This window comes from Nonomuraea sp. NPDC052265 (assembly GCF_044547985.1).
Classification (GTDB): domain Bacteria; phylum Actinomycetota; class Actinomycetes; order Streptosporangiales; family Streptosporangiaceae; genus Nonomuraea.
Window position 1 is genome coordinate 700,251 of record NZ_JBIUBJ010000001.1, and the last position, 19,259, is coordinate 719,509.

At 67.3% G+C, this 19,259-nt stretch carries 13 protein-coding genes; 5 read left to right on the forward strand and 8 right to left on the reverse strand.

All coding sequences use genetic code 11. From position 1 onward, the window contains the following. Genes ACIHAD_RS03275 through ACIHAD_RS03285 form a run of 3 tightly spaced genes read left to right on the forward strand, consistent with a single transcriptional unit; the run spans nt 1 to nt 4,970 of the window. Nucleotides 1–3,327: an amino acid adenylation domain-containing protein gene (locus ACIHAD_RS03275; RefSeq protein ID WP_397352693.1), complete on the forward strand. Its 3,327-nt coding sequence runs from the start codon at nt 1–3 to the stop codon at nt 3,325–3,327. A 5-nt stretch (nt 3,328–3,332) separates the two neighbouring features. Beyond that, nucleotides 3,333–4,172 carry an EamA family transporter gene (locus ACIHAD_RS03280; protein ID WP_397352694.1) on the forward strand — a complete coding sequence of 280 codons (840 nt, stop codon included), beginning with the start codon at nt 3,333–3,335 and terminating at the stop codon, nt 4,170–4,172. A gap of 24 nt (nt 4,173–4,196) precedes the next feature. Further along, on the forward strand, nt 4,197–4,970 hold the full coding sequence (locus ACIHAD_RS03285; RefSeq protein ID WP_397352695.1) for an SDR family NAD(P)-dependent oxidoreductase: 774 nt from the start codon (nt 4,197–4,199) through the stop codon (nt 4,968–4,970). Nucleotides 4,971–4,990: 20 nt separating this feature from the next. Here ACIHAD_RS03285 and ACIHAD_RS03290 read toward each other — a convergent pair whose 3' ends face one another. The 8 genes from ACIHAD_RS03290 to ACIHAD_RS03325 all read right to left on the reverse strand — a co-directional run bounded on the left by ACIHAD_RS03290 (nt 4,991) and on the right by ACIHAD_RS03325 (nt 13,678). Next, a complete protein-coding gene (locus ACIHAD_RS03290; protein WP_397352696.1) occupies nt 4,991–6,163 on the reverse strand; it encodes an MFS transporter in 1,173 nt (390 codons plus the stop codon). Then, entirely contained in the window at nt 6,093–7,532 is a 1,440-nt protein-coding gene (locus ACIHAD_RS03295; RefSeq protein WP_397352697.1) for an ATP-binding protein, read from the reverse strand. The genes ACIHAD_RS03290 and ACIHAD_RS03295 overlap by 71 nt, the downstream gene beginning before the upstream one ends. Nucleotides 7,533–7,894: 362 nt before the next feature. Next, nucleotides 7,895–8,413 carry a low molecular weight protein-tyrosine-phosphatase gene (locus tag ACIHAD_RS03300; RefSeq protein WP_397352698.1) on the reverse strand — a complete coding sequence of 173 codons (519 nt, stop codon included), beginning with the start codon at nt 8,411–8,413 and terminating at the stop codon, nt 7,895–7,897. 3 nt (nt 8,414–8,416) lie between these two features. After that, on the reverse strand, nt 8,417–9,523 hold the full coding sequence (locus ACIHAD_RS03305; protein ID WP_397352699.1) for a hypothetical protein: 1,107 nt from the start codon (nt 9,521–9,523) through the stop codon (nt 8,417–8,419). Then, nucleotides 9,507–10,322, reverse strand: a complete 816-nt coding sequence (locus ACIHAD_RS03310; RefSeq protein ID WP_397352700.1) for a 2OG-Fe(II) oxygenase family protein — start codon at nt 10,320–10,322, stop codon at nt 9,507–9,509. Before ACIHAD_RS03310 ends, ACIHAD_RS03305 begins: the two co-directional genes overlap by 17 nt. A 26-nt stretch (nt 10,323–10,348) precedes the next feature. Beyond that, a complete protein-coding gene (locus ACIHAD_RS03315) occupies nt 10,349–11,416 on the reverse strand; it encodes a glycosyltransferase family 4 protein (protein ID WP_397352701.1) in 1,068 nt (355 codons plus the stop codon). Between the two features lie 11 nt (nt 11,417–11,427). Beyond that, complete coding sequence (locus ACIHAD_RS03320) at nt 11,428–12,243, reverse strand: glycosyltransferase family 25 protein (RefSeq protein ID WP_397352702.1); 816 nt, start codon at nt 12,241–12,243, stop codon at nt 11,428–11,430. Between the two features lie 28 nt (nt 12,244–12,271). Continuing rightward, nucleotides 12,272–13,678 carry a condensation domain-containing protein gene (locus tag ACIHAD_RS03325; protein ID WP_397352703.1) on the reverse strand — a complete coding sequence of 469 codons (1,407 nt, stop codon included), beginning with the start codon at nt 13,676–13,678 and terminating at the stop codon, nt 12,272–12,274. A 664-nt stretch (nt 13,679–14,342) separates the two neighbouring features. On the opposite strand from ACIHAD_RS03325, the gene ACIHAD_RS03330 reads away from it, so the two are divergent. Then, nucleotides 14,343–14,540, forward strand: coding sequence for an MbtH family protein (locus ACIHAD_RS03330; protein ID WP_397352704.1), 198 nt, complete (start codon nt 14,343–14,345; stop codon nt 14,538–14,540). 45 nt (nt 14,541–14,585) lie between these two features. Next, nucleotides 14,586–19,229 carry a condensation domain-containing protein gene (locus ACIHAD_RS03335; RefSeq protein WP_397352705.1) on the forward strand — a complete coding sequence of 1,548 codons (4,644 nt, stop codon included), beginning with the start codon at nt 14,586–14,588 and terminating at the stop codon, nt 19,227–19,229. The last annotated feature ends 30 nt before the right edge of the window (nt 19,230–19,259 follow it).

Below are 19,259 nucleotides of genomic sequence, written 5' to 3' on the forward strand. Positions count from 1 at the left end.
ATGAGCCTTCTGCTGCCCGAGTGGTTCCTGCGTACCGCGGCCCGGCATCCGCACGAACCCGCGGTGCTCCATGAGGGAGGAGTGACCACCTACCAGGAGCTGGAGAGGTCGGCCAGGCAGATCGCCGGCGCCCTGGCCGGAAGAGGTGTGAAGCCTGAGGACGTGATCGGGGTCATGATGCGGCCCGGCCCCGATCTGGTCGCCGCCCTCTGCGGGATCTGGCTGGCGGGCGCCTGCTACCTGCCGTTGGACGCCCACGCGCCGGCCGACCGCCTTCGCCTGACCATCGAACGTGCCGGCCCACGACTGGTGGTGACCGACCTCGTGGAACCCGCGCCCGGCCTCTCACCGCGGCTGACCGTAGACGTGCACCGGCTCAGGGACAAGGGGATCCTGTGGACGCCCGGCGGCGACACTCCCCCGGGGCGAGCCGCATACGTGATCTTCACCTCCGGGTCCACCGGCGTCCCGAAGGGGGTGGTGATCGAACACGCCGGCATCGCCAACCGGGTTCGCTGGGCGGTGGACACGCTCAAGCTGACCGCCGAAGACCGCATCCTGCAGAAGACGCCGTTGACGTTCGACGCCGCCGGATGGGAGATCTTCGGCCCGCTCGTCTGCGGCGGCGCCGTGACCTTCGGCCGGCACGACGCGGGCCAGGACGCCGGTGAGCTGGTTCGCTCGATCGTGGAGCGTCAGGCGACCGTCGTGCAGGTGGTGCCGACCATGCTGCAGCAGCTGGCGGCCGAGCCGGAGCTGCGGACCTGCTCGTCGCTGCGGCGGGTGTGCTCCGCGGGGGAGCCGTTGACAGCCGAGCTGTGTCGGCAGGTCCGCGCACAGGTGGAGGTCGAGATCTGGAACACCTACGGTCCCACGGAGTGCTCGATCGACGTACTCGCGGCCCGGTTCGACCCGGGCCAGGAGTCGGGTCCCGTTCCCATCGGGAGCCCCATCGACAACATCCGGTGCGTGCTGGCTCCCACGGACGCCCCTGGACTCCACGAGCTGTACGCGGCGGGAGTCGGCGTCGGTCGCGGGTATCTCGGGGATCCGGCGCAGACCGCCGAACGGTTCGTGCCCGACGCGTCGGGCCCGGCGGGTTCGCGTATGTATCGGACCGGCGACCTGGTGAGGCTGCGCCCCGACGGCAGCCACGAGTTCGCCGGCCGCGTGGACGAGCAGGTGAAGATCAACGGCATCCGGATCGAGCCGGGTGAGATCGAGGTCGCGCTGCTCGCCCACCCGGAGGTGACCGAGGCGGTCGTGCGGGCGGTGACCGGTCCTCATGGCGTCAGGAGACTTGCCGCATGGGTGGTGACCGCTCGCCCGGGGACGTCCGCCGATCTGCCGCTGTTCCTGCGGGAGACCTTGCCGCACACCTTCGTGCCGACGGTCGTGACGGAGGTCGACCGGCTTCCGCGCACCTCCAGCGGCAAGACGGACCGGGCGGCGCTGCCTGAGCCGGCCTGGGCGGCCATCCCCCCGGTCCCGCCCACGGCCTCCGGTCCAGCGGACGCGTTGACCGCCGAACAGCGCATTGTCCTGGCGACCTGGCGCGAACTGCTGGGCACGACGGAGATCGGGCTCGACGACGACTTCGCCGCGTTGGGCGGACACTCGCTGATGATCGCCCGACTGGCCTCTCGCCTGGCCGACGCGTCGAAGCTCGACCTGGAGTTCCGGGAACTCCACTTCGCGACCACACCCCGTGCACAGGCCGAGTTGTTGCACAGGGCCGTCCAGGCCCGGCCGATCGAGCCGCTGCCGGCAGGCGCGAGGCTACCGCTGTCCCCCGTCCAGGAACGTTTCTGGGTGCTGGATCGAATGGACCCGGGCAGCCGTGAATACCTGATGCCCATCGCCCTTCGGCTTCCCGCCGGCACCGGCGCCGACGCGGTGGAGAACGCGCTCGGGCGGCTGGTCGCGAGACATGACGTGCTGCGTTCCCGATATGTCATGGACGCCGACGGGTTGACGTCGATCATCGAGCCCGAGGTGCCGGTGCCGCTGCGCACCGTCGACCTCACGGCGGACGAGCTGCCCCAGCGGCTGGCCGAAGAGGTCGCCGGCGGATTCGACCTGGCCTCCGCACCGCTGCTCCGGGCGATCCTCCTGCGCATCGAAGGCCAGGAGCAGCTGCTCCTGTTGGTCTGTCACCACATCATCTGCGACGGCTGGTCGGCCGGCCTGCTGGAGCGCGACCTGCATGCTCTGCTGAGCGATCCGGCGGGGGACGTGCCCGCCCGGAGCGGACCGCGATACGTGGACGCGGTCGCCTGGCAGCGCTCCCAGCTGACCGACGAGGTGCGCGACGAGCAGCTCGCGTACTGGCGGTCGACGCTGGCCGAGCTGCCGCCTCTCGGGCTTCCCACCGCCGTGCCGCGCGAGGCGTATCGGCGTATCGATGGTGCCGTCACCGGCGTCGGCCTCCCGCCCGAGGTGGCGACCGCGCTCGTCACCGTCGGACGCACGGTGGGTGCGACGTCTCATGCCACCCTGCTGACCCTGTGGACGGTGGTGCTGGCGCGCCTGGCCGGGCACTGGGACTTCGGGGTGGGCGTGCCGCACGCCGGCCGTACACGGCCGGAGCTGCACGACATCGTGGGTCCGTTCCTCAACACCGTCGTCATCCGGGCACGGTTGACCCCGGAGATGACGTTCATGGAGGCGTTGGCGCACGTCGGCCGCATGTGCCGAGAGGCCTTCGTCCGTCACTCCGTGCCGTTCGAGATGGTCGTCGACGCCGTCGCGCCGCACCGCGACTTCTCCCACACACCGCTGGCCCAGTCGTACTTCACCGTCGTCGGTGAGGGAGGGGTGGGGATCCGGCCCCGGGAAGGCGACGCCGAGCTCCTTGCTCGGTTCTGGTCAGTGTCGCGGACGGATGTCGCCCTGACCATGTGGCCGGCTGAGGACGGCGGCTACGGCGGCGTCCTGGAGTACGCGTCGGCACTGTTCCCAGCCGGCCTGGGCCAGGACATCTCCCGGCGATTGTCGATCCTGGCCGAGCGTCTGGCCACCACGCCGGACAGCGCGATCGGCGCGCCGGGCCTCGACACCGGCGACGAGGAGCCGCCGTACGAGACGGACATCCTCGGCCATGTTCGCGAACTGCTCGACCAGCCCGACATCGGAGCCGACGACGACGTCATGCGCGCGGGTGGCAGCTCATTGTCGGTCTCCCGGCTGCTGTGGCACGTGCAGTCCACCTACGGCGTCGAGGTGTCGATGCGGGCGTTCTTCGACCGGCCCACCGCGGCCGACCTCGCCCGAGTCGTCGCGGAGCGGCTCCGCGACACCCGTCATAGGCCAGGCAACGAAAGGTAGTGAGGATGCTTGCCGCCGTTCTGGCAATGAGCACCGCGATCCTGTACGGCACAGCGGACTTCTTCGGCGGGGTGGCCACCCGAAGGAACTCCGCGGTCGTCGTCGCACTGATCTCGCATTTCAGCGGCGCGATCCTGATCCTGCTCCTCTTGCCCTTCGTCGCCGGTCACCCGGCCGCAGGCCCTCTCTGGCAGGGCGCTCTGGCGGGCCTGGCCAGTGGGACGGCGTTGACGCTCTTCTACCGGGCGATGGCGATCGGCACGATGTCGGTGGTGGCTCCGGTGACCTCCGCGGTCTCCGCGATCGTTCCGGTCGTCTTCGGCCTCCTGCACGGCGAGAGACCCGCGCCGTTCGCGCTCGTGGGTGTCAGCCTCGCCATCTTCGCGGTCACCCTGATCAGCAGCGCGGATTCCGCCGCCCGGACCCAGGTGCGGAAGGTGAGCTCGGTCCTCATCGCGATCGGCTCCGGCGGCGGGTTCGGCCTCTTCTTCGTCCTGATCCCAGCCGCGTCCGGCGAGACCGGCGTGTGGCCGCTGCTCGCAGCCAGGTGCAGCTCGGTCGCTTTGATAGCCGTCTTGGCGGTGCTCACTCTCAGAGGGGCGAAACCCGTCGTCCGCGGCTGGCACCTGATCGTCTGCGCGGGCGGCCTCGACGTCGGCGCGAACGTCCTGTTCCTCCTCGCGAAACAGGAGGGGATGCTCAGCCTGGTCGCGACCCTCGCCTCTCTGTACCCGGTGAGCACCCTGCTGCTGGCCTATGTCTTTCTCGGCGAGCGGCTGAGAGGCAAGCAGATCTTGGGGCTGTCTCTCGCACTCGCGGCCACGACCCTCATCGCGGCGATGTAGCCCCGTACTCAAGTAGGAGGACGAATGACCTCGCAGAATCCGGTCCATACGCTGGCCGGTCAGACGGCGATCGTGACAGGCGGCGCATCGGGCATCGGCCGGGCCACCGCATCGCTGTTCGCCCGCCACGGCGCCGCAGTGGTCGTCGCCGACATTGACGGCGAAGGAGCGTCGAAGATCGCTGCCGAGATCGGGGCGGCGGGTGGGCGGGCGGTGGCCGTGACAGCCGACATAGCGTCGGAGGCGGGCTGCCGGCACGTCGTTCAGACGGCTGTGGACGCCTTCGGCGGGCTGCAGGTGCTCTTCAACAACGCCGGGATAATCCGCCGGACCACCGCCCTTAACACTTCCTGCGACGAATGGGATCGCGTCATGGCGGTCAACGTCCGGTCGGTCTTCCTCATGTGCAAATACGCGATTCCCGTGATGAAGGACGGCGGCTCGATCGTCAACACCGGCTCCGGTTGGGGACTCAAGGGCGGCGGCAACGCGCTGTCATACTGCGCGTCCAAGGCCGCGGTCGTGAACATGACCCGTGCCCTGGCCATTGATCACGCCGACGCGGGAATACGGGTCAATTCCATCAACCCCGGCGACACCGACACCCCCATGCTCCGCGAGGAGGCTCGACAGCTCATGGAGGACTGGACGGCGTTCAACGCCTCCACCGCGGAACGCCCGATGCGGCGGAAGGGCCATCCCGACGAGATCGCACAAGCCGTCCTGTTCCTGGCCAGTCCCGCCGCGAGTTTCATCACCGGCGCGGCACTCGTGGTCGACGGTGGCGGGCTGGCCTAGGGACGACATCCGCCGGAGCGTCAACTGCCTGCCGTCGCCGGGATCTCCTCCGTTGCCGGCATCCGCCTGAGCGACGGACTGACCGTTGCGGCGATCGCCACCACCAACATCGCAACGGCCAGAACGGACAGCGACCGGACCGGTCCCAGCCATTCGAGCAGGTAGCCGATGGCGAGTGAGCCCACGGGCAGCACACCGGCGGTGACCATCATGACGGTGCTGGTCACACGGCCCATCATGTGCTCGGGCACGATGGCCATCTGATAGTTCAGGATGACGACGTTCCACAGTGGACCGACGAACGCGCAGCCGGCCGCGATGACGCCGAGCACGAGCGGGTCGTGCGGAAGCAGCATTGAGGAGAGCAGCACGGCCCAGACCCAGTTGATCGAGATGAGGACCGTCTTCGGCCTGAGGAACCGGTGCAGCCATCCCGCGGTGAGCGCCCCTAGCAGGCCGCCGCCGCCGTAGATCCCCAGCATGACGCCAACCTCCTGGGGAGAGGCTCCGTTACGACCCGCCAGCACGATCAGTGTGAGCACCAGCGCGTAGAACACGAGATTGCTGGCAGCGACCAGCATGACCGCGGTACGCGCGAAGGGCACCTTCCACAACCAGCGAAGGCCGTCCGCCATGTCCCGGCCCAATGATCGGGACGGTTCCGTTCTCTCGCCCTGCAGCTTCTCTCTGACCAGCAGGACTCCGGCGGTGGAGAAGATGTAGCCGATGGCATCCGCCAGAAATGGAACGAACCAGCCCAGGCCAAAAAGAAAGCCGCCCAGGGGCGGACCGGCGAGGAACGCGCCACGCGACCTCGCCTCGTTCTGCGCCAAGGCGGTCGGCCGCTGCGCCGGGGGCACGATGATCGGAAGCGCCGCGCTCTCCGCCACGTCATAGAACATCGTGCAACACCCTTGCACGAACGCCACCGCCACGAGCTGCGCGATGGTCAGGTTGTGCAGCCATAAGGCCAGCGGGACGCTGAAAAGCGCGACGCTCGCCGTCACCTGGCTGATGAGCATGATGGTGCGACGGTTCCAGCGGTCAACGAGGGCCCCCACGGGCAGGGACAGAAGGAACGGCACGGTGGCCGCTGTGCCGACGATGCCGGCGTTGACCGGGCTACCGGTCAACGCGAGCACCAGCAGCGGCATCGCGGTCGCGCTGATCTGGGAGCCGAGGGTGGACACCACCTGGCCGCTCCACAACGCCACATAGGCTCGGTTGCGCCAGAGTGGCCGAACGGTTGGCGTCGTCAACGAGCGCTTCACATGGTCTCCTTCGCCGACGCAGGGTGTTCGAGGTCATGCTCTGGACAAAGTGGCCCACGTAGGGGGCGAGCCGGTAATGGTGCGGTTCTTCCGTGTCCGCCCGCACGAGCGGGGTGACCATCAGTTCGGACATGAGAACGAGGGGCTCGGTGCCGACGATCGAGCTCTCTCCGTACGCCGCCATCACGTCCTCGATCGCGAACGTACTGGTCGGCAGGCTCGAAACGCACTCGAGAAGGCGACGCTGACTGCAGGAGAGCAGATCCACATCCCACTTGATGCTGGCGGCCACGGACTGCTGATGAGGGGGCAGCGCGTGATCGTGGGTGAAGAGCATGTCCAGGGACGGGCCGCAGGAGAGCAGGTATTGGATGGGTAACGTGCGCAGGCGTTCTGCGGCGAACTCCAGATAGCGGGGTATCCCGTCCAACCGCCGGCACAGCTCGACCAGGCTCGGCAACTCCTCGAGCAGGCTCGCCGCCGCCATCGAGTCCCCTCCCAGATGCCGCAGGACGAACTCGACAGCGGGCGCTCCGAAGGGACCGTCGCCAGGTTGCGGCTCGACGGACAACGGCTGGATCTCCTGGTTGCTCCCCAGACGCTCGGTCAACCGGCTCCGCGCTGTGATCACGATCCGTAGATCGGGGCACTGGTTCAGCAGGTCGCGCGCGACCTGGATGCTGCCGACCGGAACATGCTCGGTATTGTCCATGATCAGCAGTAGGTTCGTGTCGCGGCTGCACAGTGGCAGGTTGTCGGCCGCCGCGGGACGGTCCGCGCCGATCACCCGTCGGACGCGCCGAGCGATGGACGGCGCCTGCGATTCGCCTTTGACATGTTCCGGAACCAGATCGCTGAGCTCGACGACGGCCACCCCGTCCCGGAACGACGAGCCGAGCTCAAGGGCGACGCCGAACGCCAGCGAGGTCTTGCCCACGCCTCCGGGACCGACGAATGTGGTGAGCTGGTTCGCCGCCACGGTTTTGACGAGGTGAGACAACTGCGCGGCGCTCGGATGATGCTCGATGACCGGCAAGGCCGGCAGCTTCGTCCCACGCCATTGCGGGACTTGGTGCGGGCGGTGGTCGGTCGTGGTCGATCGGTTGAAGACTCCAAGCGCGTCCGCGAGCAGGTCGACCGACGAGCGCCGCGGATTCTGCACCACACCGAGTTCGAGGTTGCGAATCGTCCGCACGCTCAGGCCGGTGCGTTCCGCCAGGTCCTCCTGGGTCCAGCCTCGAAGTCGTCTTTGAACTGCGACATCTCTTGCCAGGTCCACGACGTTCGTCACCCGTCGATCGAAGGCGCCTGACCACCCGTGCGGGCGGTAACCCCGTCAGCATTCCACCACAGCATTGACACCGAGCTCCCCCTGCTACTACCTCGCCGATGTTTCGCATTCACTGAATGAGCCCTCGGGATTGGTTTCCGACGGCCGCCGGCACCTGAGGACTCGATGACAGAGCTGAACATGAAAGATCACCTATGTCAACCTTTGATGGCAAGTGAATTAGTTTAGTAATCCGTCGGTATACGCTACGTCATTCGCATTGCCGAGAAACGAAACAAAGACTGCGGGAACCGCCCTTGACATCTTGTTCCGGCTCTGTGCAGGAGAACGACACAAACGTCCGCGCGGACCGCTTCGTCGCGCTAAACCGATCCAGCAGGACCGGGCTCCGTCAAGGGTTGACGCGAAACTCCGCCGGGCTCGGCGAGCGCCTGCCGGATCCAGGAGATCAACCCCGGCATGGCGGCCTCGATCAGCTGCAGGGTCACCTCGAAGTCGGCGATCTCTCCCTCGTACGGATCGGGCACGTTCAGATCTTCCCCGTCCCGTGGCGCGGCGAACTCCCGCAACAGGCGTATCCGCGCCGGATCCGCCTCCTTGGCGAGCGCGTTCTTCTGGCCTTCGTCCATGGCGACGAGAAGGTCGGCGCCGAGGTGCGTCGCATTGACCTGTGCCGCGCGGTGGTCACCGGGGTATCCGTGCCGGGCGAGGACCGCGACAGCTCTGGCATCGGCCTGACTCCCGGCATTCCACCCTTCTATTCCCGCGCTGCTGACCGTCACCCGGCCGGCCAGCCCGGCCCGCCCCAGGTATGTCCGGGCGATGCTGGCGGCCATCGGCGACCGGCAGATATTCCCTTTACAGATGAATGAGATGTGCATGCGTCACTCCGACCTCGTCCTCCGGGAAAAGCCGGCAGGCGCCGGCCCTCCGGGGACATTGTTGCCATTGCACTGAAATTCCTCCGGCGACATCAACTGAGGAAGCCGATCAACCGCCTTGACCCAGTAATGCCGGTCCCGAATCGGATTGATCGACGGCTCCGCGGGCACGTCCAGCTCACCGAGAGCGAGCCGGCAGTAGAGGTCGGGAAGGTTCACGCCCAACTGCGCGAGGAAGAAGATCGACGAATAGAAGCGCGCCGGCTGCACCTCCGTCGGCAGCGGGTTCCCGTCATGGTCGTAGGTGAAATCGACGCCGATGATGCCGTGTGGCCGCGCGCACGTCGCGCGGACACACCGGACCGCCAGGTCGTGCAGCTGCTCGTCCCACAACGTGTGCTGAACGCCGGTGACGCCGGTGACGCCCGATGCGGTGGCCGACGGGTATTTCCACGACAGCCGCTCGCGAAGTTGCGAGCAGAGCAGATCGCCTTCGTACCACAGCCCGCTGAACGTGGCCGTTCTGGTGGTGAGCTTCTGCGCCACCGTGAACTCGTGCCATCCGTGGTGCTCGTCCAGCCATGCCTGCGCCAGTTCGAGTGAGGCCGTCGCCAGCGCTCCTGACCCGCCACTGCCACGTCGGCGCCGGAGCCAGATGTCGACGTGCTTGTCGATGAACGCGGCGACGCTCTCCCTGTCGGTGGCGAGAGCGGTGTCGGGAACGGGCAGGCCGGCTTCCTGCATGGCCTCCCACGTAGCCCACTTGTCCTCCATTCGCCAGTGATCGACCTGATCAGGCAGGAGCGTGGGGCGGTTGAGGTCGTCACGGCGCTCGCTGATCACCATGAGCTGCGGACCGGTGTCAGCGGCGTAGACGAGATCCGCGCCCTCCATATCGGCGATCTTGTTCACGGCCTCGACGAATTCGTCGGCCTCGCTCCACGCCAGAAAGTGTTTGCTCTCGGCCTCACTGGTGTGGAAGTCCTCGATCGTGGTGTCGACGCCCACGACTCGGTAGCCCCCGGCCAGCCCGAGAGAGCGAGTGAAGTTGAGACCGGTTCCGTCGCCGGAGTTGACGACGAGGATCGTCTTCTCAGAGGACAGGGACATCGGGCAGTCCAAACATAGACGGCTTGTTCCTCACCTGATCGCGAAGGTCGACCTTCCGGTCGCCGTTCCACGGGTGGAGCGGCTCTGTCAGCTCCGGGTTCACGAAGTACATGATCGAGATGCGGCCGGCGAGGTCGTGGTTCCGTACCTGGTGGTAGAGCGGAGCCACCTTGCCGCCGGTGAGCGCGGTGAGCACCGACCCGGGCATGACGAGCACCTGCTCGGCGCCGGTCGAGACGGCCCTGGCGCCGTCGAGGCCGTCCCAGATCTCCAGCCCCGGGTCGGTCGCGTGGATGACGGTCAGCAGATGACCGTCCTCGTGGCGGTCCTGCAGGAGGTCCCGCCCCCCGGACGAAGCCTGCGGGTAGAAGTTCACTTGCAGGTAGGAGGCCTTGGCGAAGTCTGGAGGTGTCACGTCGCCGAACGCGTCGGCGACATGCCGGACGATGTCCCCCACAAAGGGGACGAGGAACCCGCGCCAGCCGAGCAGGGCGTCCGTCAGCGGTGCCAGCTCCTCCGCTGCGGGTATGAGGTCGAGGCGATCGGCCCAGAGGGTGAAGCACTCGTTCAGGTCGGGTCGGTCGGGTGAGATCGAGTACTCGACGCCCATCGGCCGGTAGCCGAAGTTCAGGTCACTGCTCGTGTGTCTCTTCTTGACCTGGGCGTCCAGACCGAAGAACGCCCGGCTGCGCGTGATCGCCTCCTGGAGCAGGGTGCCGCCTTCCGAAGGCAGCGTGACCTCGGCGAACCCGCTGTCGAGCAGGCTCCGGCTCACGCCGGCGGCCAGTAAGTCCGTCATCAGAATCCTTCCGTGGATGTGTTGCTTTACGAGAAACGGCGCTCGCTCATCAACCGGCGGTACAACCGTTCGTAGGAGTCGACCATCCGGGTGGCCGAGAAGCGGGTCTCCGCAGCCAGCCGGCAGTCCTTGGGGCTGAGCTCGCCCACACGTCCGATGTGGCAGGCCAGCTCGTCCGGCTGGTCGGTCAGGAAGCCGGTCACGCCGTGTTCGACGATCTCAGGGGTCGCGCCCCTGTTCAGCGCGACGACCGGGGTGCCGCAGGCCAGCGATTCCGCCGCCGTGAGCCCGAACGGCTCGTCCCACAGCGTGGGGATCAGCGTGCAACGAGCGTTCTTGTAGAGCTCCACCTTCTTGGCGAAGCCGACCTCTCCGAGAAGCCGCACGTGGTCGCCGAGCAGCGGTTGGATCTCCGTCCTGAAGTACTCCTCCTCCTGAGGGAACTCCATGGACTTCGTCGCCACGAGCAGCGGCAGGCCTGCTTCCCTCGCGGCGCGAATCGCCAGGTGAAGCCCCTTGCCGTACTTCATTCGCCCGATGAAGAAGAGGTAGTCCCCCTTGGCTTCGGAGTACTCGAACCTGTCGATGGGAAGCCCGTGGTGGATGACGTCACGTACCCGGGTACCCGCGATCGTGGCGCGTTGGGCGTGACTGACCGCGACCAGGTCGACCCGGTCATGGATCAGTTCGTAGATGGGGCGGTTCTCGGCGTCGCCCGGCGTGGTGTGGATCGTGTGCACCACCGGAACTCTCGCGGCCGCCACCGCTCCCAGCGCGGGACCGATCGGATCGGTGTGATCGTGGAAGACGTCGTACCGATCGATGTCCCGATAGGCCGCGAGTACGTGCGGGACCTCGTAGAACGGCGACCCCGCAGATCTTCCCCAGCCGGGCGCCTCGGGACAGTGGCTGCGGAGCTCGGCGGAGGTGACCGAGTCGCCGCTGGCATAGAGCGTCACATGATGACCCCGTTCGACGAGCCCCTCGCTCAAGATGCTCGCCAGTTGCTCGATCGCCCCGTACATCGCCGGAGGGGTCGGCAGCCAGACGGGGGACAGGACAGCGATTCGCAGAGGTTCAGCTGAGTCCGCCATGGGCCTTCCGATCAGTGAATTGAGACGAATTCCGAGAGCTCGGTGTCGCTGCCTGCTTCACGTTTGGGCAGTTGCACCACGAGAGGAGGGGCATAGGCCAGGGCACGGAGCTGCTTGGGGTACCGGGCCCGCACGTCGGATCGGGGATGGTCGAGATACATGGCCGGCAGGAACTCGTCGGCGGGGATGATGTCCCGGTGCGGATCGGTGGAGAGGAATGCCTCGATGCCCGCCCGGTTGACCATGTAGCCGTAGGTGCCGTAGCTGAATCCGGGCGAGGCGATCCCGTTCCTCGACCCCTTGTCGGGCTCCTGGGGATCTCGGCCGAGGTAGATGAGCGTCGGACCGTCGTCCTGAGTGACGGCCTCGAACCCGGCCTGCAGTCGTTCGCTGAAATCCGGCGCGAGGTTTATGTCGTCCTCAAGGATCAGGCAAGCCGTGGCGGTGCTCAGCCAGGCGTCTCGCCAGCAATGGATGTGGCTGATCATGCATCCGATCTCGCCGAACCGGAGAGGCCGGCCCCACCAGCGGTGATCGATGTCCAGCCGCCACGGGAAGAGGCCGTAGCCGTGCCGGTGCAGCGCGGCCAGGTCCAGCCTGGCGCCGTCGAAGGGCCCGTCCCAGTCCGAGGTGTAGCCGGCGCGCAGGTCGGCGGGGAGGATCCGCTGCATCCGCTGCCGCCGGTCGGGGCGGCGGCGTAAATTCACGACGTAGGTTCGCAGTTCGTCAGCAGGGAACATCGCCAGACCTCTTAGCCTCTCGAAGTGTTTCGCCGCGCCGAATGCATTCGCATCCGCCTCGACGGCGCGCCGCAGCGGGAATGTCAATCAGCCGGATGAAGTCGCTGTCACGGTTTCACGGCAGGCAGCTCTGGACGATGTTCTGCGCCTCGGCCAACGAGAGGTCCGCACGACCGGCCTTCAGGAGCAAGCCGTCGATCGCCTTCAGGCAGCCCACTGCCTCGGCGCAGGACAATATCCTGGTGTCGAACTCGAGGCCGATTCGCAAATCGCCGCCTTTTGCCCGGTGATAGCCCAGATAGAACGCGTAGCCACCCGTCTCCGGGTCGCCTTCACCGAATTCGCTGAAAGCCGGTGGATGCCGATGTGCCTGGTCCGGAGAGATATTCGAGTCGGCGGCGGTCAGGTGCCGGCCGACGATGTCGTTGATGACGAAGGGGATCGCAGGAAGTCGCGAGTAATGCCCCGTCCCTCCGGATAATCGTTGCCTGAGGGCTTCCAGGGCAACCGGATCGTATTGGCTGCAGGCGTAGGCGGACAACGCCGCCGCCGCCGAGCCTTTCACGATCACGTCGAAGCCGGCCCCCGTGGCCGGGAATTCCGCGATCCCGAACTGGAACATGGTGCCGTGCGTCTCGGCCCAATTTCTGGTCCGATTCGAGCAGGCGACCTCCAGGATGAGACCGGCTCGTCCGGTGATGGTCGCGTACGCGAAGGCCGTGGCCGCGATGAACACCGTCGAGGGCGTCGTGTTGCACCGGCGGGCTGTCATGGAAGCGAAGGCCTCCAGGCGGCGCGAGGTCATCGATACGGTTCGCACCCGGTGGAGCGATCCTTCGTGCCGCGCGCGTTCCTGTCCGGAGCGGTAGTAACGCGACAGCACCCGCTCCCAGTGTCTCATCGAGCGTTCGCTCCCGGCCTGTCCGGCGGCGGATCTCTGATGGGCCGCGATGTGAAGCTGCTGCACCACCGTGCCGTGGTCGTCCATGTCACGCCCGGTGCCGCACTTCAGCAGAAGCGTTGTGAGCTCTCGTTGGAGGAGCGCGCTGGAGGAGCCGTCGGCTGTCAGGTGGGAGAGGACCACCACGAGCAGTGCGGGAGCGCCGGCCAGGCACAGCAGGGTCGCCCGGTAGGGCCACTCCTTCCCCAGGTCGAACTCCTCGGAGAGCAGTTCGTTGAACAACTCCTCCGCCTGCCGCGAATCAGCAGCGAACGGTTCCGGCAGGTCGACGACATCGATCTCGACGGCCCCGGCGCCGAGGACATGCTGCTCAAGAGCCCCGCCGGCGTCGGCCCGGTAGACGGTCCGGTAGCCTTCATGCCGTTCGATCAGGCTGTGGAACGCCATGACGACCTGCTGGAACGTCACCCCGTCAGGGATTCTGACATACGCCGCCATATTGAATTGGCTGCGCGTCCCCGGGGAAGCCATGTGAATCATCTTCCACATATACTCCTGCGCCCAGGTGAGCGGGCCAGAGGTCTCGTCGAGACCCGCGAACTTTATCCCGACCACCCTCATGTGCCACCGTCAGAAAGAAATTCCGACTCGACAAGCGGAAACTCCACCGCAGCCCCCGTTCCGAATGTCCCCGGTCACGCACACCGCCCCGGCGCGGCACCACATCGGGGTGACACCTGCCTCTTGGAAGAGCGCACCGGTCGTACTGCGCGGTCAGGGCGATGAACTATGCCCGCTCGCCGCTCTTTCCTGGTTCAAGAGCAAATTAGAAGACACACAGCGCCCCTTCTGCCCTTTTACTGAAGCACTCAAGGTGCAATATCACAGCACACAGACCAAACCTCTGACAAGATCCGATCTTCGTGCGGCGCCCGGCCCGCAGAAGATGCCTGCGGGACGACGGAAAAGGCATCGTCCACCTGCGGGAACCCGGGCTTCCACGCCTCTGTGGGGCGGGCGCGGGAGGGTGACGGGGTTATTGCGACGGCGTGCCGGTTCTCCCAGGTCATTAGTGCATCCACCCGGGCGAAATCGTCGTGCGGCAGTCTGCCGGAAAGTTGTTTCGGCCGTTCATCGGCAAACAGCGGCACGTTCTTGCCGGTTGTGTGCCTGGTGAGACTTCCACCACGCTGCGACGATGATCACGATCTCGGTGGCCGGCGTCGTACGGGTCTGAGGCATGGTCCCGATCAGTCGATCCTCGATCGAGAGTTGGAGCAGCCCGATGACGACCGACAGCGACGACCGTGACTATCTGGTGGTCGTCAACCACGAGGAGCAGTACTCGATCTGGCCCGCCGACCGTGAGATGCCGGCCGGCTGGAGTGCCGAAGGGACATCGGGCCCCAAAGCCGCCTGCCTGGACCGCATCGCACAGGTCTGGACCGACATGAGGCCGCTGAGCGCGCGTACCGACCTCTAGAGGCAGGTAGCAGCTCGAATGACAGCTCCCGCAGAAAGGTTCGCCATGGCTCCCGACCTGACGCATCCGCTTGGCCGCCTCGATCAGGGGACGGCGTCGCCACTGTCGTCCGGTCAGCAGCAGATGTGGGTGCTGCATCAGCTCGACCCGGCCGCGCCGGCCTATCTCATGTCATGGTCGATGAGCCTGACCGGGGCCCTGAGCGTCGATTCCCTCCGCCGGGCATGGGAGCGGATCATCGAACGGCACGATGTCCTGCGTACCAGGTACCAGCACTCTGACGACGGCGCCATCCAGGTGATCGACCCTCCTGGCCCATTCGACCTGCCATTGATCGACCTCAGTGGACATGAGCCGGCGGCGGCACGCGGGCAGGCACGGCAACTTGCCGAGCAGATGCGGCGGACGCCGATGGACCTGACCATCGATCACCCCATACGGGTGAGGTTGCTCAAGCTGGAGACAGAGGTCCACTGGTGTGTGATCACCATCCATCACATCGCCTGCGACGAGAACTCCTATCGCCGGATCGGCGAGGAACTCAGCATCCTCTATGCGCACTACGCGACCGGTGCGCCGGCATCCCTGCCCGAGCCCTCCTTGCGGTACACCGACTATGCCCGGCGGGAACGAGAACGTAGGTCGGCGGACGAGCTCCGCCCCCAGCTGGACTACTGGCGTCGCAGACTCAGCGGGCTCACCGACCTCGCCCTTCCGGCGGACCGGCCGAGACCCGCCCGGCCCGACATGCGCGGCGGCGCCCTGGAGATCCTGGTCCCGCCCGATACCGCCGCGGCCGTTCAACGGCTGGCGGAAGAGCGGCGAGCCACCCCCGCCATCGTCTTGCTGGCCTTGTTCCAGGCGATGCTCGCGCAGGTCTCGGGCCAGACGGACATCGCGGTGGGTCTGCCCGTGAGCGCACGCGTCCGTCCGGATCTCGATCAGCTCGTCGGATATCTCGTCAACACCGTTGTGGTCCGGTCACACTGCGATGCGGACCGGTCATTCCTCCATCTGCTGGAGGAGGTGCGGACGCACGCACTGGACGCGCTTGACCGGCGAGACGTCCCGTTCGCGTGGGTTGTGGATGAGCTGAGCCCCACCCGGAGGGGCGGCGCAAATCCGCTCTTCCAGGTGGCGTTCGACATGAACCGCAGCCAGCACGGCGCCATCAGCCTCGCCGGCCTCAAGATCGAGCATCTTGGCCTGCAGACCGATCCGGTGGCCAAGTTCGACCTCAACCTGCACGTCGAGGAGTCCGAAGAGGCCCAGCCGCACATCTATCTGGAGTACGCCGTCGCGCTCTTCGACCAGGAGACCGCGCGGGGCTTCGCATCGGCGTTCGAGTTCCTCATGAACACGGCAGTGTTCGAACCGCACACGCCGCTCGCCGACATCTGGCAGCGCTTCGGGCCGGTGCGGGAGCCACGGCGCCCGGCCGGCGGCCATGGCCGTACGGAACAACATTCTCCCGCTACGGCAGGGACCGCTTGGTACGACGACATGCGCCGTCAGGTGGAGGCGGCATGGCTGGCGACGCTCAAGAGAGATCGTGTCGGCTCCGAGGAGAACTTCTTCGACACGGGCGGCGATTCGCTGCTCGCCGTCTCCCTGGCCGCCCGTCTCAGATCCGAAGGCCTGGACGTCACGGCCGCGGACGTCTTGACCCACCAGACCATCGACGAGCTGACCCTCGCGGTCGCCGACCGCGTGGGCATCGCGACCGGTACGGCGGGTGTCGCGCCCTTCGCGCTGGTGAGCCAGTCGGACAGGGACAGACTTCCGACTGACGCGGTTGACGCCTACCCGTGCGCCATGGCCCAGCTCGGAATGATCATCGAGATGCGGGCACGGCCCGACCTGGCCCGTTACCAGGACACCACCTCGTTTCTGATCAGGGACGAACGCGGGCTCGACCTCGCGGCGCTCAGGGCGGCCGCGCAGTTGCTGGTGGACCGGCATGAGATCCTGCGGACGTCCTTCGACTTGAGCAGCTATTCGACGCCGCTGCAGGTGGTGCACGCGAGCGCTGACATCCGTCCGGGTCTGACCGAGCACGGGCCCGTCGAGTTCAAGGACTGGGAGCCGATGCTCCAGGCGTACGCCGCGGAGCAGCGCCGGGTCCTCTTCGATCTGGCGCGGCCTCCGCTGCTCAGGATCCACGCGCACACCTCGTCGTCCTCGACCGACTGGTGGCTGTCGCTGACCGAATGTCACCCGACGGTCGAAGGGTGGAGCTTCCACCTGTTGCTGATGGACCTGTTGACCTCCTACCACGCCATCCGCGACGGGAAGGCGCCGCCCGAGAGTCAGCCGTTCCCGTTCCGATACGCGGACCACATCGCCGCGGAAGCCGCAGCGTTGGAGTCGGAATCCGACCGCGCGTACTGGCGGCAGGTGCACCGGGACCGGGTGCCGGCGACGCTTCCTTCGGTGTGGCACGGCGATCGTGACGCGCCGGAGGAGCGCTACCAGCACACCGTGCTCTACCTGGATCTCGAAGAACGGCTGCGCGAGCTCGCCAGGGAGACCCGGACGTCGCTGAAGGCGGTGCTGCTCGCCGCACACCTCAAGGTCATGAACATGGTGGCGGGGACGGACCGATTCTTCACCGGCCTGGTCTGCGACGCGCGGCCGGAGATGGTCGGTGCCGAACACGTCGCCGGCATGTACCTGAACACGCTCTCCATCTCCATGCCTGAAGGCGCGCGGACGTGGGGTGAGCTGGTGACGTCCGTCCATGACCGCCTGGCGGAGATGTGGCCGCACCGCCGCCTGCCGATGCAGGCCATCCAGCACGAGTACGGAAACCATGACCGGTTGCTGGAGGTCATGTTCAACTACCTCGACTTCCATCACGTCGACAAGCGGCTCCTCGAATGGACCGCCACCGTCACGGAGACCGACAACGAGTTCGCGCTTCACGTCTTCACCACCTCGGGGGTGGTGAAGCTGAACACCACCACCCATGTGCTCAGCAGGAAGAACGCCGAACGCCTCGGCGCTCTGTATCGCCGGGTGCTGGAGGAGATGTCCGAGGGGGCCGCCGGAGACGCTGCAGCCTCCTGCCTGCCCGCCGACGAGCTGACGAATCTCCGGGCCGTGACCGCCACGCCGTCGACGGACCGACGGCCGACGACCTTCCTGGAGCTGTTCGAAGCCTGCGTACGCGACCATCCGGATGCGGTCGCGACAGTGGACGCCTCCGCGTCCCTCACCTACCGCGAGCTCGACAGGGCCGCCGACCGCCTCGCCGACCGCATCCGGCAGACCGGTGCCGGACCGGGCTCTCTGGTGGCGCTGGCCGTGACGCCCGACCATCGGCTGCCGCTGGCCGTGCTCGCCGTCTCGAAGGTGGACGCCGCCTGGGTGCACGTACGGCCGGACGACGTCGTCCCCCTCCACCACGTCATGGTGACGGACGCGCCGGAGACGGCCGGGGCCCCCGATGGGGTCAGTGTCGTCCACACCGGCGGGGCCGTTCCCGGTCGCGGCCTCGCCGGTGCGAGCTGTGTGCTCCCCATCGACGCCACCTCCGGTGTGGTGGTGTCGCGGTCCTCACTCGCGCAGGCGCTCGCCGGCATGACGGCCGCGCTGACCGAGCACGGTGTCAAGATCGGTCCCGGCGTCGAATGGGGGCTCATGAGTCCCCCGACGTCATGGGCGGCGCTCGGGGAGATCATGCTGCCCCTTGCCACCGGTGGCGGACTGGTCGTGGGAGGGACCACCCCTATCAGGTGCCGTGATCTGCGATCGGTCTCGACGGCGCCACCTGGGGCAGACAATCGGCTGGTCGCGTGCGGTCTTCCCCAGACAGCCGGATGGGTGGCCGCCGGCGGAAGGCCGCTGCCCGGGGTGACGGTGCGAGTGCTCGACAGCCGGCAGGGCATGGTGCCGATCGGTGCCATCGGGGAGCTCTGTCTCGGCGGGACCGTACTCGCCACCGGATACCTGGACGATCCGGCCCGGACGGCCGAGAAGTTCGTGCCCGACCCCCACGGCCCTCCTGGTGCCCGGATGGTGCGGACAGGCCTGCTGGCCCGGTGGCACGAGGCCGGCACGTTGGAGCACCTCGGCCCCCGCGCCGCTCTGACCGCGGCCAACGGGCAGTTCCTGGACCTCGCCCAGGTTCAGCAGGAGTTGCGCCGCCTGCCGGGTACGCGGGAGACGTCTGTCGTGCTCCAGGGCGCCGACCGGCGGATCGTCGGCTACGTACGCGCCGACGACGGCGTCACGCTGGACACTCAGGAGCTGCGGCGCAAGGCGTCCGGGCGGCTTCCGCGCCGTCTGGCCCTGGACGCCGTGGTGCAGGTGGAGCATTGGCCCTTGACGCCCACGGGCGAACTGGACACCGACGCGCTTCCGCCCCCAGAAGCCGCGCGCGAACCGCGCTCGGCCGGGAAACCCTGGGACGAGCAGTTCGAAGCACTGCTGCGGGGTGTGCTGCGGTTTCTGCCGGAGGAGGAGGACCTGCGTTCCGACCTGGAACTGGCCGAGTTCGGCCTCGATTCGCTCGGCACGGTCGAGCTGCTGACGTCGCTGGAGGCCGCGTACGACATCGAGATGTCGGACGAGCTGCTGGCCTTCGAGACGTTCGCGACGGCGGGCAGCCTGTGGCAGCAGATCGACCGTCTGCGTGCGGACCGTCCGGCCCAGGAAGCAGCAGCGCGGGCACACGGCCATGACTGACACAACCATGGAGCGGCTGCTCGCCGACCT

Coding starts and splice junctions, on each gene's coding strand:
- ACIHAD_RS03275 (WP_397352693.1), top strand. CDS start 1: ATGAGCCTTCTGCTGCCCGAGTGGTTCCTGCGTACCGCGGCCCGGCAT.
- ACIHAD_RS03280 (WP_397352694.1), top strand. CDS start 3,333: ATGCTTGCCGCCGTTCTGGCAATGAGCACCGCGATCCTGTACGGCACA.
- ACIHAD_RS03285 (WP_397352695.1), top strand. CDS start 4,197: ATGACCTCGCAGAATCCGGTCCATACGCTGGCCGGTCAGACGGCGATC.
- ACIHAD_RS03300 (WP_397352698.1), bottom strand. CDS start 8,413: ATGCACATCTCATTCATCTGTAAAGGGAATATCTGCCGGTCGCCGATG.
- ACIHAD_RS03305 (WP_397352699.1), bottom strand. CDS start 9,523: ATGTCCCTGTCCTCTGAGAAGACGATCCTCGTCGTCAACTCCGGCGAC.
- ACIHAD_RS03310 (WP_397352700.1), bottom strand. CDS start 10,322: ATGACGGACTTACTGGCCGCCGGCGTGAGCCGGAGCCTGCTCGACAGC.
- ACIHAD_RS03315 (WP_397352701.1), bottom strand. CDS start 11,416: ATGGCGGACTCAGCTGAACCTCTGCGAATCGCTGTCCTGTCCCCCGTC.
- ACIHAD_RS03325 (WP_397352703.1), bottom strand. CDS start 13,678: ATGAGGGTGGTCGGGATAAAGTTCGCGGGTCTCGACGAGACCTCTGGC.
- ACIHAD_RS03330 (WP_397352704.1), top strand. CDS start 14,343: ATGACGACCGACAGCGACGACCGTGACTATCTGGTGGTCGTCAACCAC.
- ACIHAD_RS03335 (WP_397352705.1), top strand. CDS start 14,586: ATGGCTCCCGACCTGACGCATCCGCTTGGCCGCCTCGATCAGGGGACG.